Here is a 15,160-nt window from a genome sequence, read left to right as displayed (position 1 = left end):
GTTATGGAATCCTGGTACTTACTCTATTGCAAACGTGGACAACTGTTGCGCGCGAAAGAGCATCTTGAGCGGCAAGAGGTGAATTGCCTCAGCCCGATGATCGCTCTGGAGAAGATTGTGCGCGGTAAACGCACCACCGTGAGTGAGCCGCTGTTTCCCAACTATCTGTTTATCGAATTCGATCCCGAAGCGATTCACACCACCACCATCAGCAGCACGCGCGGCGTCAGCCACTTCGTGCGCTTTGGCACCATGCCGGCCACCGTATCAAATGATGTGATCGAAGCGCTGCAAACCGACGTGCCGCAGATCGTGCTCGATGCGGAAACCCCGCAAAGCGGTGATGAAGTGATCATCACCGATGGCACTTTCGAAGGATTGCGCGCCATTTTTGCCGAGCCGGATGGTGAAACGCGCTCCGTTCTGCTGCTCAACATGCTGAACAAACAGGTGATGCGCAGCGTGGATAACAAACAGTTCCGTAAACTCTAAGCGAGTTTAAACAGCTGACGCGCGTTGAGATTAACCTGCGCTCCCAGCGCTTCCGCCTCCTCGCCACGCCAGTTCGCCACCTGCTGCACAATATGCGGCAGGAAGCATGGCTCATTGCGGCGCGAAGTGGGACGCGGATGCATATCGCGCGGCAGTAAATACGGTGCGTCGGTTTCCAGTAACAGGCGCTCAGCCGGAATCAGCGGCAGCAATTCACGCAGTTCCATACCGCGACGCTCGTCGCATACCCAACCGGTAATGCCCACCGACAATCCCAGCGCCAGGCACGCTTGCAGCTCGTCACGCGTACCGGTAAAGCAGTGCACAACTGCACCAACCAGCTTTGGTAGCCACGGCTCAAGTACTGCAACAAAACGATCGTGCGCTTCACGGCAATGCAAAAACACCGGCAGCTGCAGCTCAGCGGCCAACGCCAGCTGCGCATCGAAAGCGTATTCCTGCTGATCGTGGGCCGAAAGATTGCGATTGAAATCCAGGCCACATTCGCCAATCGCGACCACCTGCTCACTTTCCGCCAGGCGACGCAAGGTATTCGCGGTTTCCGCCGACCATTCACTGGCATGGTGCGGATGGACGCCGGCGGTTGACCAGCAATAGCCCGCGTGCAATGCCGCCAGCTGCCGCGCCTGCTGGCTCTCCAGCGCGTTGGTGCCGGTAATTAACAGGCCGGTGACGCCTGCTTCGCGCGCACGTTTTACCACCTGCTCGCGATCTTTTGCGAATTGCGTGCTGGTCAGGTTTACACCGATATCAAACATGTCTTCTCCCCAATAAAAAACCGCCCAACGGGGCGGTTTAGATTCATCTTCCCGCGCGCTGCGGGATGCCCTGCATTAAGGACATCAGGATTCGGTGTTGTGTTCCTCATCCGAAGACTGACGTCCTTTACCCACATAGTAGCGGGAGAAGAATACGCCGACTTCAAACAGGCAGTACATCGGAATAGCGAGCAAAGTTTGCGAGAAAACATCCGGCGGTGTGAGCAACATCCCAACCACGAACGCGCCAACCAACATATAAGGACGTTTCTTTTTCAGATCTTCTGGTGAAGTTATGCCGGTCCAGCACAGCAGCACAATTGCAATCGGCACCTCAAACGCCACGCCGAAGGCCATGAAAATCGTCATGACGAAGTCGAGGTAGTTGGTGATATCCGTTGCGATGGTCACGCCTTGCGGCGCGGTTTTGGCGAAGAAGCCAAACGCCAGCGGGAACACGATGAAGTAAGCAAACGCCACGCCGACGTAAAACAGCAGCGTACTGGAGAACAGCAGCGGCATCACCAGTTTGCGTTCGTGGCGATAGAGCGCGGGCGCCACAAAGGCCCACACCTGATACAAAATCACCGGCACGGCCAGAAACACCGAAACGATGATGGTCAGCTTGATCGGCGTGAAGAATGGCGATGCGACGTCGGTAGCGATCATGCTCGCCCCGGCTGGCATCTGGCTGATCAGCGGCGACGCGACCAGATGGTAAATATCATTCGCAAAATAGACCAGACACAGAAAGATGACTAAAACAGCGATGATGCAATTCAACAAACGCTTGCGCAGCTCAATCAAATGGCTAATGAGCGGTTGGGTATCTTCAACGGCCATGTTTATCGTTCATCTTTTACGAGAGAAGTCTTCGCGGTGCTTTCAGGAGCACTGGCGACGGGAGGGGTTTCTGCGGCAGAGATTTCGTCAGTAGGCTGCGGAGTCTGTGCAGGCGCACTGGTTTGATGTTCTGCTGCTGCGGGCGTGACCGCAGGTGAAGTCACGGGCTGCACGGCGGCTGGCGAAGTCTGATGAATAGTGTTGGCTTCATCTTCCTCTTTTTCGAGATCGATACTCTGCTGCACCGAACGCTTCATGGAGTCGGCGGTTTTACGCAGTTCCTCCATCGACTCTTTTAGCTCGGGTGACAACGTGCCACGGCCCGCTTCTTCCACCTTTTTCAGGCTGTCCTGCAATTCCTGCAGTTTCAACTCTTGCGCCAGTTCGTTTTGTACATTCGCGGCCAGTGAGCGAATGGCTCTGATCCAGCCGACGACGGTTTTCACCGCAACCGGTAACCGCTGCGGGCCAAGCACAATCAGCCCGATCACGAACACTAATACCAGTTCACTAAAACCAATGTCGAACACAGTTATACCTGCTTGTCGTTCCGGGCGTCGTCTTTAGTCGCCGTGGTTTGCTGTTTGTCTGCCAGAGTTTTGGCGTTGAAGTCAGCGTCCTGCTCTTTCGGTTGATCCTTTTTATCGTCTTCATCGCCCATAGCTTTTTTGAAGCCACGAATGGAAGATCCTAAATCCGAACCCAGGTTACGAAGTTTGTTGGTACCGAACAGAAGAACAACAATGACGGCAATGATTAACAATTGCCAAATACTGATACCGCCCATGAGATATGCCTCTAATATTCTGTGAAAAACTGTTGACTGTAACGCACAGAAAGCCCGTATGATTTCGGGCTTTAGCTTGCGACATTACGCGATTTGCACCAGGCAGACAATCAGTTTGTCTTGCGCCAGCCAATAAGCCAGGTGACGAAGCCAGCGGCCATTAATAGCGCCGGGAAGAAATCCCAATCCGGTCGACTTAACAGCACGGCGGTGCCACTTAATAACAATGTAGCGCCTACACCAAACAGATAGCGCGCCTGATGATTGCGTGTTCGCTGTACGTTTAAATCGGTGACGAGTTTATCGACGCTGTGCTTCAATAATTTGTGCTGGCGCATGCTGTCGTAAAATAGCTCCGGCAACTCCGGCAGTTTTTCCGCCCAGTACGGCGCTTTCTCTTTCACCGCCCGCAAAATCGCCGGGATACCAATTTGATCTTTGATCCAATCTTCGAGGAAAGGCTTGGCCGTTTTCCACAGGTCAAGCTGCGGATAGAGTTGGCGGCCAATCCCTTCAATATACAGCAGCGTCTTCTGCAACAGCACCAGCTGCGGCTGCACTTCCATATTAAAGCGACGCGCGGTGTTGAACAGGTTCAGCAGCACGTGGCCAAACGAAATCTCAGCCAGCGGCTTTTCGAAAATCGGCTCACATACGGTACGAATGGCAAACTCAAAGTCTTCGACGTTGGTATCGGCAGGTACCCAGCCAGAATCCACATGCAGCTCGGCCACTTTGCGGTAATCGCGGTTAAAGAAGGCGATGAAGTTCTCGGCCAGATAGCGCTTATCTTCTTTGTTCAGCGAACCGACGATACCGCAGTCGATGCCGATATATTGCGGATCTTCCGGGTGATCGTAGCTGACGAAGATATTGCCGGGATGCATGTCGGCGTGGAAGAAGCTGTCACGGAACACCTGGGTGAAGAATACCTGCACACCGCGCTCGGCCAGCAGTTTCATGTTAACGCCGTGCTGCTCCAGCGTGGCGATATCTGAGATCGGAATGCCGTAAATGCGTTCCATCACCATCATCGATTCGCTGCAATAATCAGAAAACACTTCCGGCACATACAGCATGCGGCTTTGGTCAAAGTTACGACGCAGCTGGATGGCATTCGCCGCTTCACGCAGCAGATTCAGCTCATCAATTAAGGTCTTTTCGTAATCGCGCACCACTTCTACCGGACGCAGACGACGACCATCCGGCAACAAACGCGGCACCCACCGCGCCAGACGGTAAATCAGTCGCATATCGGCTCTGATCACCGGCAGGATGTCGGGACGAATCACTTTAATTACCACCGCGCGGCCGTTGGATTTCAGCGTTGCGGTATGCACCTGCGCGATAGAAGCCGAGGCCAGCGGTTTGATATCGAAGTCTTCAAACCAGGTTTCCACCGGGCCGCCAATCGACTTTTCAATCTGCTGTTTGGCTTTCACGCCATCAAATGGCGCAACGCGGTCCTGCAGCACCGCCAGTTCATCGGCAATCGCCGGTGGGAACAGATCGCGACGCGTCGAGAGCATTTGACCGAATTTGATCCACACCGGCCCCAACTGCTCCATCGCTAAACGGATGCGCACGCCGGCGGAAGCATCTTTATGTTGGTTAGGGATCCAGAAGATGCAGCGCCGCCACAAGCGTAAAAGCAGTGTGAAGCGCATGCGGGGAATCAGTTCATCAAGGCCGTAAGTCAGAAAGATCTTGATGATGAAGTATAAGCGCCGAATTTCTCCCAGCGTCATTTCGCCTCCAGCTGTGCCAAACGCGTTTCAAACGCATTGAGCGAACGTTCTATCGCTTCCACTTCCTCGCAAAACCATGCCAGTTCCAGTGCGCCCGGCGCAACGCGCCACTCTTCCGTCAGCACCTGACCAAGATAATCCTGGCGGCGGATGAACTGCTGCTGCACGAATTTCAGCGCCTGCTGTGCGGCCTGGCTTACGCCTTGCGCAGCGATATCGCCAATCCACGGTGCAAGATATTCCGCCGGATCCAGCTCGGCGAGATCCATCAGCGCGGAGAATTGCTGTACCACCTGCAAGTCGCCGTCCACCTCCAGTTCACCGCTACGAATCATGCTGGTGAGCTGCTGGCGATCGCGCAGTTTCGGCAAAGTACTGACACGCAAACTCACCGTGCAGTCGCTGTTGTCTTGCCAATCACTCAGCACATCGAGTTGCGATTCGCTAAATACCAGCACCAAAGGAAAATCGAGCTCTTGCAGACGCAGCATCAATACCTTACCAGCCAAACGCTGGCGTGCGGCTCTCAGGCTGCGATCGCGATAGAGAACACGGTTCAGGGCGGTCTCAAGACCGCCGGTGATGAGAGGAGTTAAAGTCATGATGGATTAGAATTTAAATCCGCGATGCAGCGCGACAATACCGCCAGTCATGTTGAAGTAGGTGGTATTTTCAAAGCCCGCATCGTTCATCATCGCTTTCAGGGTTTCCTGATCGGGATGCATACGAATCGACTCCGCCAGATAGCGATAGCTTTCAGCGTCTTGCGCCACCAGCTGACCAATACGCGGCAGAATATGGAATGAATAGGTATCGTAAGCTTTGCTGAGCGGCTCCAGCAGCGGCTTCGAGAACTCCAGCACCAGCAGACGTCCGCCTGGCTTCAGCACGCGGAACATTGATGCCAGCGCTTTCTCTTTTTCGGTCACGTTACGCAAGCCGAATGAGATGGTGATGCAATCGAAGTAGTTATCCGGGAACGGCAGCGCTTCGGCATTCGCCTGCACATAGCTGACATTGCCCGACACGCCGAGATTACGCAGCTTTTCGCGGCCCATCTTCAGCATCGAGCTGTTGATGTCTGCCAGCACAACCTGGCCGGTTTCGCCCACCAGACGTGAGAATTTTGCCGTGAGATCGCCGGTACCACCCGCCAGATCCAACACGCGCTGACCGCGGCGCACGCCGCTGCTGTCAATGGTAAAACGCTTCCAGACACGATGGATGCCAAACGACATCAAATCGTTCATCAGGTCATATTTTGCCGCGACGGAGTGAAACACGTCCGCAACTTTATCGGCCTTTTCGCTTTTCGCGACGGTCTGGAAGCCAAAATGGGTAGTTTCCTGCTGTGATTCATCTGCCATCGGTTTTACCTGTTCCACAAACAATTCTTGCCGAAGTGTATCAGAGTCGCGCTACACGAGCACGCGACCACCGTGCTATTCGTTGATGCGGCGCAGCGAGTCTGTTGTTGGTTCTGCAACGTTTTCATCCTCGGTGCGATCGTCTGCCCAATCTTCATCCGCTTCTTCCGGCTGCGCTTGTTCAACCAGTTGCGGATTAATCGGACGTTTGATCTCCACGCCAAGCGAACGGAACGCTTCACTTTGTGCGATCAGATTGCCGCGCCCTTCAGACAGCTTTTTCATCGCCTGATGATAGCTTTGCTGCGCTTTGTCGAGATTGTGCCCGATGCCACTCATGTCATCGACAAACAGCCGCATTTTGTCGTACAGCCGCGTTGCCCGGTCGGCGATGCGCTGTGCGTTGCGGCTTTGATGCTCATAACGCCAGAGATTATTGATAGTACGCAGCGCCACCAGCAAAGTGGTGGGACTAACCAGCATAATGTTCTGCTGTAACGCTTCGCTAATCAGCTCGGGCTGACGATCAATCGCCAGCAGAAACGCCGGTTCCACCGGGATAAACATCAACACATAATCCAGAGAGCGTAAACCGGGCAATTGTTGGTAATCTTTACGGCTCAGCAGGCGAATGTGTCCGCGCATGGCGCTAATGTGTTCCTGAATCGCCTGCTCACGCGTGGCTTCATCGTCGGCATTGAAGTAGCGTTCGTAGGCAACCAGCGTCATTTTGGCGTCAATCACCACATCTTTACCCTGCGGCAAACGCACGATCACATCCGGTTGCATCCTGCCCTGCTGTTCCAGTTGCACGCTCACCTGCGTTTGGTATTCGTAACCTTCACGCAGGCCAGACGCTTCCAGCACACGGGCCAACACCACTTCGCCCCAGTTTCCCTGAATTTTATTGTCGCCTTTCAGCGCTTTAGTAAGATTGACCGCTTCCTGCGCCATCTGTGCGTTGAGTTGCTGTAACTGGCGAATTTCGTGGGTCAGCGTGTGACGTTCACGCGCTTCCAGGCCAAAGCTGTCGGTGACCTGACGGCGGAAACCGTCCAGCTGTTCGCGCAGCGGACCAATCAGGCTATTCAGGCTTTGACGGTTTTGTTCATCGACGCGCCGCCCGCTGTTTTCGAAGATGCGATTGGCGAGATTTTCAAACTGCGCGCTGAGGCGCTGTTCGCTGTTGGTCAGTAGTCGCTGCTTCTCTTCTGCACCGTAGCGCGTCTCTTCAAGACGAATGGTCACTTCGCGCAGTTCGGCTTCCTGCGCGCTGTTCACTTCCAGCTGATTTCGCAGTTCACGGCTGAGTTGTTCACTTTCGCCGCGCCAGTAATCAAGCTGCTGCAAACGTTCCTGCGCACCGCTCAGTGCACCGTGTAGCTGGCGCATCTCCTGCTCGCGTTGCTGGATTTGCTGCTGTAACTGTTCGAGCTGCTGCTGCTGACGCTGCTGCGCCTCTTCCAGCAGGCGACGCTCGGTGGTGAAGCTGGCGTGCTGATGACCGGCGCGCAGTTGAGCAATGATCCAGCCAATGCCCAAACCGGCCAGCGCCAGCGCGCCGCTAATGATAAGTTGCTGATCCATAATCCCCCCGCGGATCGACTTGCTGAGGGAAAAGGTAGAGCTCTACTGTATGAATGTCCAGATTTTTTTCCCTTCATACTTCAAGCCGCAGATGCGTTGGCTGCACGTTCTCACCCCAGTCACTTACTGATGTAAGCTCCCGGAGATTCGCCGCTTGCCGCCTTCCTGCGACTCGAATTATTTAGGGAAAACGTTCTCTAATTAGAGGGCTTTTACGGTGAGATCGCCCGCTTTCCACGCATCAATCAGGAAGAAGGGCATCGGCAACACCCATTCGGTTTCACCCTGGATTTTGGCCGGATAGGTCCAGCTTTTCCCGTCGTAGGTGATCTCAACCTGCTGCCAGCCGTTCTCAGCGTTTTCGACCTGGCCCGCCATGCTGGCAAAACCGGCGTTACTACCGACGTGGAAGCTGTCGGTTTGCCAGCGAATCGGCTGATGCGCCGGCCACGGTTGTGCATGATGGAAGCGGAAAATATCGTCATGATTCAAGATGCTCTCACGTACCGTCGGCCACAGCGCCACTTTGAGGAAGTACTGATCGGTAAATCGTTCGCTGCCTTCATATTGCGCGATAAAGTCACGCATCTGCTGCTCAACGTTGTGGAACACGCCGTGGCAGCCGCCCCACATGCCCGCCAGCAGCAGCTCGGTATGCGAGAAGTAATCGCGCATATGATGGAACCAGTAAGGCGAAGTCAGCCAGGCTTCTACCGCCACGACTTCGCGCTCGGACAGCAACGAATCCGCATCACGCACGATGTAGCGTTTGACGCTGGTATCGTCCATCACCAGAAAACGCCACAGCGTTGGGAAGATAGTTTTCTCATGCGACATATCCACCAGTTGGGTGTTTGGCTGCGTCAGGCGCTGCCAGACGTGCTGCGGCACGCTGTCGTCGAGATAGATGCGGCAGATCCAGTCGGGATAAAGCTCGCGCGCCACTTCGATGTTTTTAATCAAGGTTTCGCAGTAGCGTGGCTGACTGCCATACAGGCTAAAGGAGATGATATTTTCTGCCGGATTACTGCGGTTGATCGGCGGTGGTGCCTCAGAAGGGAAGGCGACTTTCGCCCCTTTACTGAAGGTCACATCGGATTTCTGCAGCGATTCGAGGCCGTACCGCGCCAACTCATCTTCTTTATTCAACCAGCCGCACACTTCGGTTAATCCATCCAGCCAGGTTTCCGATGCCTGCGCACGCTGCGCGGCCGGAGCCTGGTAGATCTTCTGGTAAATTTTATAAGATTTTTTGTATTCGCCAACGCGCATCAGGGTGAGCGCGTAGTCGCTGAGCACCTGCATATGATTGGGCAAGACGCGCAGCACTTCTTCACAGCATTGACGCGCAAGAGGATAATTATTCGCCGCCATCGCCTGGCGAAATCTCGCTGCTGCACCTTCAACGCGTGATTGTGCAGTAGCGGGATTATTCATGAAATTGGGACGTGAGACAGAAACCATTTTGCGCATAAGAAATTTCTCAGTAGCTGCTGAAATTGCGCGCATTCTAATCAGGAAATAGCGGGATTCCTTATAAGCCTGGTCTCGAATTCATCCCTGACTGGCGCACTAAATTAAGCGACGCGCGGCTTCAACCACAATTTTCACCGCATCACTTTCGGTCTGCTTCATGGTCGCGGCATCCGGGATCTCTTTTTGCGTACGGTTCACGATGACGCCAGCCACCATGCCGGCACGCAGTCCCTGACTGGCGCACATGGTTAACAGTGTAGCGGATTCCATCTCATAGTTGAGGACGCCCATTTGCTGCCACTCTTCCATTGAGCCCTGGAAGCGATTCACCACACGACCGGAGAAAGTGTCGTAGCGTTCCTGGCCTGGATAGAAGGTGTCAGATGAGGCGGTAATCCCAATGTGGGTTTTCGCGCCGCACGCTTCTGCCGCTGCCACCAGCGCGGTGGTGCAGGTGAAATCAGCCACGGCCGGGAACTCCATCGGCGCAAAGTGCAGGCTGGCACCGTCGAGGCGTACCGAAGCGGTAGTGACCAGCACATCGCCCACATTAATATGCGGCTGAATAGCGCCAGTGGTGCCAACCCGCAGGAAGGTGCGCACACCCAGTTGCGCCAGCTCTTCAACCGCAATTGACGTTGAAGGTCCGCCGATACCGGTGGAGCACACCACAACCGGTTTGCCATCCACTTCGGCCAGATAGCTGGTGAATTCACGGTGTGAAGCCAGATGCTGTGGATTGTCCATCAGCGCGGCGATTTTCTTTACGCGCTCAGGATCGCCAGGCACGATGGCCAACGTGGCTCCTTTCAAATCAGCTTTAGTAATGCCAAGGTGGAAAACGTCAGACTGGGCCATAACAGACTCCTGATAATTGGGGATGAGCGCGCCACTCTACGTGAGCAGGCGGCATAAATATGTGACTCAATTCACCATCGATAATGAAACTTACATTATCAGAAAAACATTATGTGACATAAATCACACATTAACGCTGTGCAATTCTGAATTGCTACAAGCGGTGCTGTGTAAGTGTTGTTGGCAATGTTAATAGAGAAGCAGCACACGTGAAAAAATCCCTCTGCACCCTACGCCAGCCTTGCTTCACTTCGCCAGGCTATAGTTACGTGATTGCGCATTTGCTAGCACGGAGAGAACAATGAAAACCGAAGACAATATGGCACAAAAAACGGCACCCGGCGGCTTTGCACCGGCCGTTCAGCCCACCGCAAGCAGCACCATTATTACCGGCAGCGACGCGATTCATGCTGGCGAGACCTCAGTTGCGAGCCAGGGCGAAAACCTGCCTGCCTATTACGCCCGACCAAAAGAGTATCAAGGCACCTTGCCGGTGGTGTTGGTAGTGCAGGAGATTTTCGGCGTGCACGAGCATATCCGCGATGTCTGCCGCCGTCTGGCGCTGGAAGGTTATCTGGCCATCGCTCCGGAACTCTATTTCCGCGAGGGCGATCCCAACGATTACCACGACATTCCCACGCTGTTTAAAGAGCTGGTGAGTAAAGTTCCGGATTCGCAGGTGTTGTCCGATCTCGATCATGTGGCCAACTGGGCCACGCGCCACGATGGTGATATCCGTCGCCTGGCGATTACCGGTTTCTGCTGGGGCGGACGTATTAGCTGGCTGTTTGCCGCGCACAATCCGCAGGTGCGTGCAGCGGTGGCGTGGTATGGACGCTTAGACGGTGAGAAGACGCTGAAGCAGCAGAAGCATCCGATCGATATCGCGGTGGATCTCAATGCACCGGTGCTGGGCCTTTACGGTGGTCAGGATGAGAGCATCCCGCTGGAGAGCATTGATAAGATGCGACAGGCGCTGCACGCCGCCAATGCTAAAGCGGAGATCGTGGTGTATCCGGATGCGGGACATGCTTTCAACGCGGATTATCGTACGAGCTATCACGCCGATTCCGCCAAAGATGGCTGGCAACGCATGCTGGCATGGTTCGCGCAGCATGGCGTAGCGCCGAACGCATAATAAAAAGGGGCGCGTGGCGCCCCAATCTCATTTACAGCGACTAAGCCGTTTCACCCCGCAGGTTTTGCGCCGCTTTTACCATGTTCGCCAGCGCCTGACGAGTTTCCGTCCAGCCACGCGTTTTTAGGCCACAATCCGGGTTAACCCACAGACGCTCTGCCGGGATGCTCTGCGCCGCTTTACGCAGCAACTCTTCTATCCACTCCACGCTCGGCACGTTTGGTGAGTGAATGTCATACACGCCCGGACCGATTTCGTTGGGATAGTCGAACTCCTTAAAGGTATCCAGCAGATCCATATCGGAACGTGAGGTTTCGATGGTGATAACGTCCGCATCCAGCGCGGCAATCGAGTCCATGATGTCATTGAACTCGCAGTAACACATGTGGGTATGGATCTGGGTTTCATTCTGCGCCACGGCGGCATTGAGACGGAACGCATCCACCGCCCAGGTCAGGTACGCCGCCCAATCGGACTGATGCAGCGGCAGGCCTTCGCGCAGTGCCGGTTCATCAATCTGAATAATGCCAATACCGGCTTTTTCCAGATCTTCCACTTCGTCACGCAGCGCCAGCGCAATCTGTTTAGCGATGGTTTCACGGCTTACATCTTCACGCGGGAACGACCAGCAGAGAATCGTCACAGGACCAGTCAGCATGCCTTTCACCGGTTTATCGGTCAGCGACTGCGCGTACTTCGCCCACTCAACGGTGATAGCTTGCGGACGGCTTACGTCGCCGATGATGATCGGCGGTTTAACGCAGCGCGAGCCGTAGCTCTGTACCCAGCCGTTTTGGGTGAACACGAAGCCGTCGAGGTTTTCGCCGAAGTATTCCACCATGTCGTTACGTTCTGCTTCGCCATGCACCAGCACGTCGAGGCCCAACCGTTCCTGCTCCACAATTGCCTGTTTGATGTGCTCGGCGATGCCAGTGCGGTAGTTTCCACCATCAATGTTGCCTTTTTTAAAGTCGAGGCGCAGGCCGCGAATTTCGGTGGTTTGCGGGAATGAACCTATGGTGGTGGTCGGCCACGCTGGCAGGTTAAAGCGGTGACGCTGCGCTTTGGCACGCTCGGAGTAGCTGCTGGCACGTTCAACGTCTCTGGCCTGAATTTTCGCCAGACGCTCGCCGACTGCGGCATTGTGAACGCGCGTGGAGTTGGCACGCGCACGAATCGGTGCGCTCCACTCAACCAGCGAAGCGGCATCGTTGTTGTTCAGCGCATGACTCAGCAGTGCAAGCTCAGCGCACTTCTGCAGAGCAAAGGCGAACCAGCTTTTCACTTCCTCATCGAGGCGCGTTTCCACGCTTAAGTCGATTGGGCTGTGCAGCAGCGAGCAGGATGATCCAATCCACAATTGTTGACGCTGCCCCACCAGCGGCTGCAGGCGCGTAAACCAGCTGCTGAGATCGGCACGCCAGACGTTACGGCCATTGATTACGCCGACGGAGAGCAGCCAATCCGCGGGAATCTGCTGGTTCACCTGTTGGATGTCGTCTTTGCCGTGGACCAGGTCAACATGCAGACCTTGCACCGGCAGCGCTTTGATCACGTCGAGATTCTGACCGATGCTGTCGAAATAGGTGGTGAGCAGCAGTTTGCTTTCGCCCTGCAGCGCGTCGTAAGCCGGTTTGAAGGCATCGCGCCACGCTTGCGGCAGTTCCAGCGCCAGTGCTGGCTCATCGATTTGTACCCATTCGATGCCGCGTTTTTTCAGTTCAGCCAGCACCTGTTGGTAAACCGGCAGAATGTCTTTGAGCAGTGACAGGCGGTCGAACGGCGTACCTTTCACTTTACCCAGCCACAAATAGGTAACCGGACCCAGCAGCACCGGTTTAATCTTGTGCCCGAGCGCCAGCGCTTCATCAACCTCATCCAGCAACTGAGTCCAGGTCAGTTTGAACTGCTGCCCTTGAGTGAATTCCGGCACCATGTAGTGATAATTGGTGTTGAACCATTTGGTCATTTCCGCCGCTGCCGCCGGTTCACCGCTTGGTGCGCGGCCACGGCCAAGGCGGAACAGCGTGTCGAGATCGACCGAGCCATCCTGATTTTGGTGACGAGCTGGCACGTTACCCAGCAGCAGGCTGGTGGTGAGCACGTGATCGTACCAGGCGAAATCGCCGACTGGCAGCAGATCCACGCCCGCCTCTTTCTGCTGTTGCCAGTGACGGGCGCGCAGTTCACGCCCCACCGCCAGTAGCTCTTCCTGTGAGCTTTTACCTGCCCAATAGCTTTCCTGTGCTTTTTTCAATTCACGACGCAATCCAACGCGAGGGAAACCGAGAGTGTGGTTCAGAATGGTCATTTTCTGTTCTCCAGATATTCTTAACTGAATAGGGGGCAGAGATGTTTAGCCGTCCAGATGTTTACACCGCCATAATCTGCGGGTACTGTATGTTCCTCAAGCGCAATTTGTTCAATCTCGATGTGAAGGATTCTCATGATCGAACTCAAACACCTGCGGACGCTGCAGGCGTTACGGAACACCGGCTCGTTAGCTGCCGCCGCCTCCCAGCTTCATCAGACGCAATCGGCGTTATCCCACCAGTTCAGCGATCTGGAGCAGCGGCTGGGTTTTCGCCTGTTTGTGCGTAAAAGCCAGCCGCTGCGTTTTACGCCGCAGGGAGAGATTTTGCTGCAGTTGGCTGAGCAGGTTTTACCGCAGATTCAGCAGGCTTTGCAGGCGTGTCATGAGCCGCATCAGGCCACGTTGCGTATTGCCATTGAGTGTCACAGCTGTATTCAGTGGCTGACGCCCGCGCTAAATAATTTCCGCCAGAGCTGGCCGCAGGTGGTGATGGATTTCAAATCCGGCGTGACCTTTGATCCGCAACCCGCGTTGCAACAGGGCGAGCTGGATGTGGTGTTGACCTCCGATATTTTGCCGCGCAGTGGATTGTTTTATTCACCGATGTTCGATTTTGAAGTGCGTTTGGTGATGGCACCGGATCATCCTTTGGCGCAGCTTGAGCACATTGCCCCGGAAGATATGGCCGATGAAGTGCTGATGATTTATCCGGTGCAGCGTCAGCGTTTGGATGTGTGGCGCCATTTCCTGCAGCCTGCGGGCGTCAGTCCAGCCTTGAAGAGCGTCGATAACACGCTGCTGCTGATTCAGATGGTGTCGGCGCGTATGGGCATCGCCGCGCTGCCACATTGGGTGGTAGAGAATTTTGAGCAGCAGGGTTTGGTGGTGACCAAGACCTTAGGCGGTGGTTTGTGGAGCCGCTTGTATGCCGCCGTACGCGAAGGCGAGCAGCGTCAGCCGGTAATGGAAGCCTTTGTGCGGTTTGCCCGTCAGCACGCCTGTGAACATCTGCCCTTTGTGCGCGATGCCGCGCGTCCCGGCTCACTGCAAATCACCTCATCCTGATGTTGTTGGGCGGCGAAGGTCGCCCGCGCTGTTATCCCTGCCCCGCCTGCTCTATAATGCGCCGCCTCAACCCGCGACCAAGAGAGTTTCACCATGATGAGTAACGATGTTCTGCGCAGCGTGCGCTATATGCTGGATTTGAGCGATAGCAAAGTGGTGGAGATTTTTGCCCTGGCAGGAAGTGAAGTGCCGCTGGAAGACGTGCAGGCGTGGATGAAGAAAGATGACGATGCCGCGTTTCGCAAGCTGCCAGATGTATTGATGGGCTACTTCCTTAACGGTCTGATTTTTTACCGTCGCGGTAAGAGTGAAGATGCGCCCGCGCCTTCGATTGAGCGCCGCATGAATAACAACATTTTCATGAAGAAATTGCGTATCGCCTTTGAGCTGAAGACCACCGATATTCCGGATGTGCTGCTGAAAGCGAACTTTAAGATCTCACAGGCTGAAGTTGGCGCGATTTTCCGCAACCCTGATCATAAGAATTTCCGCGAATGCGGTGACCAGATTCTGCGTAATTTCCTGAAAGGGTTGACGATGATTCATCGTCCGGCGCCGGCTAAGAAGGGTTAATCGCTTCTTTGTTCGAGCCGGGTCAGGGATAGCGCGGCAGATCGCAAAGGGAAACCACTTCCTTGTGGATCAGCCTCGCCATCCATGGCTCGGATGCTTTGCTCCTCTGCCGCGCTATCCCTTCCCTTTTAGC

At 54.9% G+C, this 15,160-nt stretch carries 15 protein-coding genes; 4 read left to right on the top strand and 11 right to left on the bottom strand.

What is annotated here, in order from left to right:
- Nucleotides 1-3: 3 nt before the first annotated feature.
- A complete protein-coding gene (gene rfaH / locus PO881_RS00980; RefSeq protein ID WP_101763730.1) occupies nucleotides 4-492 on the top strand; it encodes a transcription/translation regulatory transformer protein RfaH in 489 nt (162 codons plus the stop codon).
- On the opposite strand, the gene tatD is transcribed toward rfaH, so the two are convergent.
- From tatD to udp, 10 genes are all read right to left on the bottom strand, one after another.
- Nucleotides 489-1,271, bottom strand: coding sequence for a 3'-5' ssDNA/RNA exonuclease TatD (tatD, locus tag PO881_RS00975; RefSeq protein ID WP_137384920.1), 783 nt, complete (start codon nucleotides 1,269-1,271; stop codon nucleotides 489-491). The two genes, rfaH and tatD, sit on opposite strands and share 4 nt — an antisense overlap.
- An 84-nt stretch (nucleotides 1,272-1,355) precedes the next feature.
- On the bottom strand, nucleotides 1,356-2,114 hold the full coding sequence (tatC, locus tag PO881_RS00970; RefSeq protein ID WP_101763732.1) for a Sec-independent protein translocase subunit TatC: 759 nt from the start codon (nucleotides 2,112-2,114) through the stop codon (nucleotides 1,356-1,358).
- A 2-nt stretch (nucleotides 2,115-2,116) separates the two neighbouring features.
- Nucleotides 2,117-2,644 carry a Sec-independent protein translocase protein TatB gene (gene tatB / locus PO881_RS00965; protein WP_192414438.1) on the bottom strand — a complete coding sequence of 176 codons (528 nt, stop codon included), beginning with the start codon at nucleotides 2,642-2,644 and terminating at the stop codon, nucleotides 2,117-2,119.
- A gap of 2 nt (nucleotides 2,645-2,646) precedes the next feature.
- Complete coding sequence (tatA, locus tag PO881_RS00960; protein WP_008105810.1) at nucleotides 2,647-2,901, bottom strand: Sec-independent protein translocase subunit TatA; 255 nt, start codon at nucleotides 2,899-2,901, stop codon at nucleotides 2,647-2,649.
- 110 nt (nucleotides 2,902-3,011) lie between these two features.
- Nucleotides 3,012-4,649, bottom strand: coding sequence for a ubiquinone biosynthesis regulatory protein kinase UbiB (gene ubiB / locus PO881_RS00955; protein ID WP_280172317.1), 1,638 nt, complete (start codon nucleotides 4,647-4,649; stop codon nucleotides 3,012-3,014).
- A complete protein-coding gene (locus PO881_RS00950; RefSeq protein ID WP_280172316.1) occupies nucleotides 4,646-5,251 on the bottom strand; it encodes an SCP2 domain-containing protein in 606 nt (201 codons plus the stop codon). The genes ubiB and PO881_RS00950 overlap by 4 nt, the downstream gene beginning before the upstream one ends.
- A gap of 6 nt (nucleotides 5,252-5,257) precedes the next feature.
- Complete coding sequence (gene ubiE, locus PO881_RS00945; RefSeq protein WP_008105805.1) at nucleotides 5,258-6,016, bottom strand: bifunctional demethylmenaquinone methyltransferase/2-methoxy-6-polyprenyl-1,4-benzoquinol methylase UbiE; 759 nt, start codon at nucleotides 6,014-6,016, stop codon at nucleotides 5,258-5,260.
- 75 nt (nucleotides 6,017-6,091) lie between these two features.
- The gene (rmuC, locus tag PO881_RS00940; RefSeq protein WP_101763736.1) at nucleotides 6,092-7,603 is read right to left on the bottom strand and encodes a DNA recombination protein RmuC; all 1,512 of its coding nucleotides are present in this window, start codon (nucleotides 7,601-7,603) and stop codon (nucleotides 6,092-6,094) included.
- A 201-nt stretch (nucleotides 7,604-7,804) separates the two neighbouring features.
- A complete protein-coding gene (locus PO881_RS00935; protein WP_280172315.1) occupies nucleotides 7,805-9,076 on the bottom strand; it encodes a tetratricopeptide repeat protein in 1,272 nt (423 codons plus the stop codon).
- 99 nt (nucleotides 9,077-9,175) lie between these two features.
- Complete coding sequence (udp, locus tag PO881_RS00930; RefSeq protein WP_101763737.1) at nucleotides 9,176-9,937, bottom strand: uridine phosphorylase; 762 nt, start codon at nucleotides 9,935-9,937, stop codon at nucleotides 9,176-9,178.
- A 301-nt stretch (nucleotides 9,938-10,238) separates the two neighbouring features.
- On the opposite strand from udp, the gene PO881_RS00925 reads away from it, so the two are divergent.
- On the top strand, nucleotides 10,239-11,075 hold the full coding sequence (locus tag PO881_RS00925; protein ID WP_192414432.1) for a dienelactone hydrolase family protein: 837 nt from the start codon (nucleotides 10,239-10,241) through the stop codon (nucleotides 11,073-11,075).
- 40 nt (nucleotides 11,076-11,115) lie between these two features.
- On the opposite strand, the gene metE is transcribed toward PO881_RS00925, so the two are convergent.
- On the bottom strand, nucleotides 11,116-13,386 hold the full coding sequence (metE, locus tag PO881_RS00920; protein WP_280172314.1) for a 5-methyltetrahydropteroyltriglutamate--homocysteine S-methyltransferase: 2,271 nt from the start codon (nucleotides 13,384-13,386) through the stop codon (nucleotides 11,116-11,118).
- A gap of 135 nt (nucleotides 13,387-13,521) precedes the next feature.
- Here metE and metR point away from each other — a divergent pair, with 135 nt between their 5' ends.
- A complete protein-coding gene (metR, locus tag PO881_RS00915) occupies nucleotides 13,522-14,454 on the top strand; it encodes an HTH-type transcriptional regulator MetR (RefSeq protein WP_280172313.1) in 933 nt (310 codons plus the stop codon).
- Nucleotides 14,455-14,547: 93 nt separating this feature from the next.
- Complete coding sequence (locus tag PO881_RS00910) at nucleotides 14,548-15,027, top strand: DUF1456 family protein (RefSeq protein WP_110867931.1); 480 nt, start codon at nucleotides 14,548-14,550, stop codon at nucleotides 15,025-15,027.
- Nucleotides 15,028-15,160 lie beyond the last annotated feature (133 nt).

Source organism: Pantoea sp. SS70, from assembly GCF_029866845.1.
Classification (GTDB): Bacteria; Pseudomonadota; Gammaproteobacteria; order Enterobacterales; family Enterobacteriaceae; genus Pantoea; species Pantoea leporis.
The sequence above is the reverse complement of the archived record's forward strand: the minus strand, read 5'-3'. Positions and strand labels throughout refer to the sequence as shown.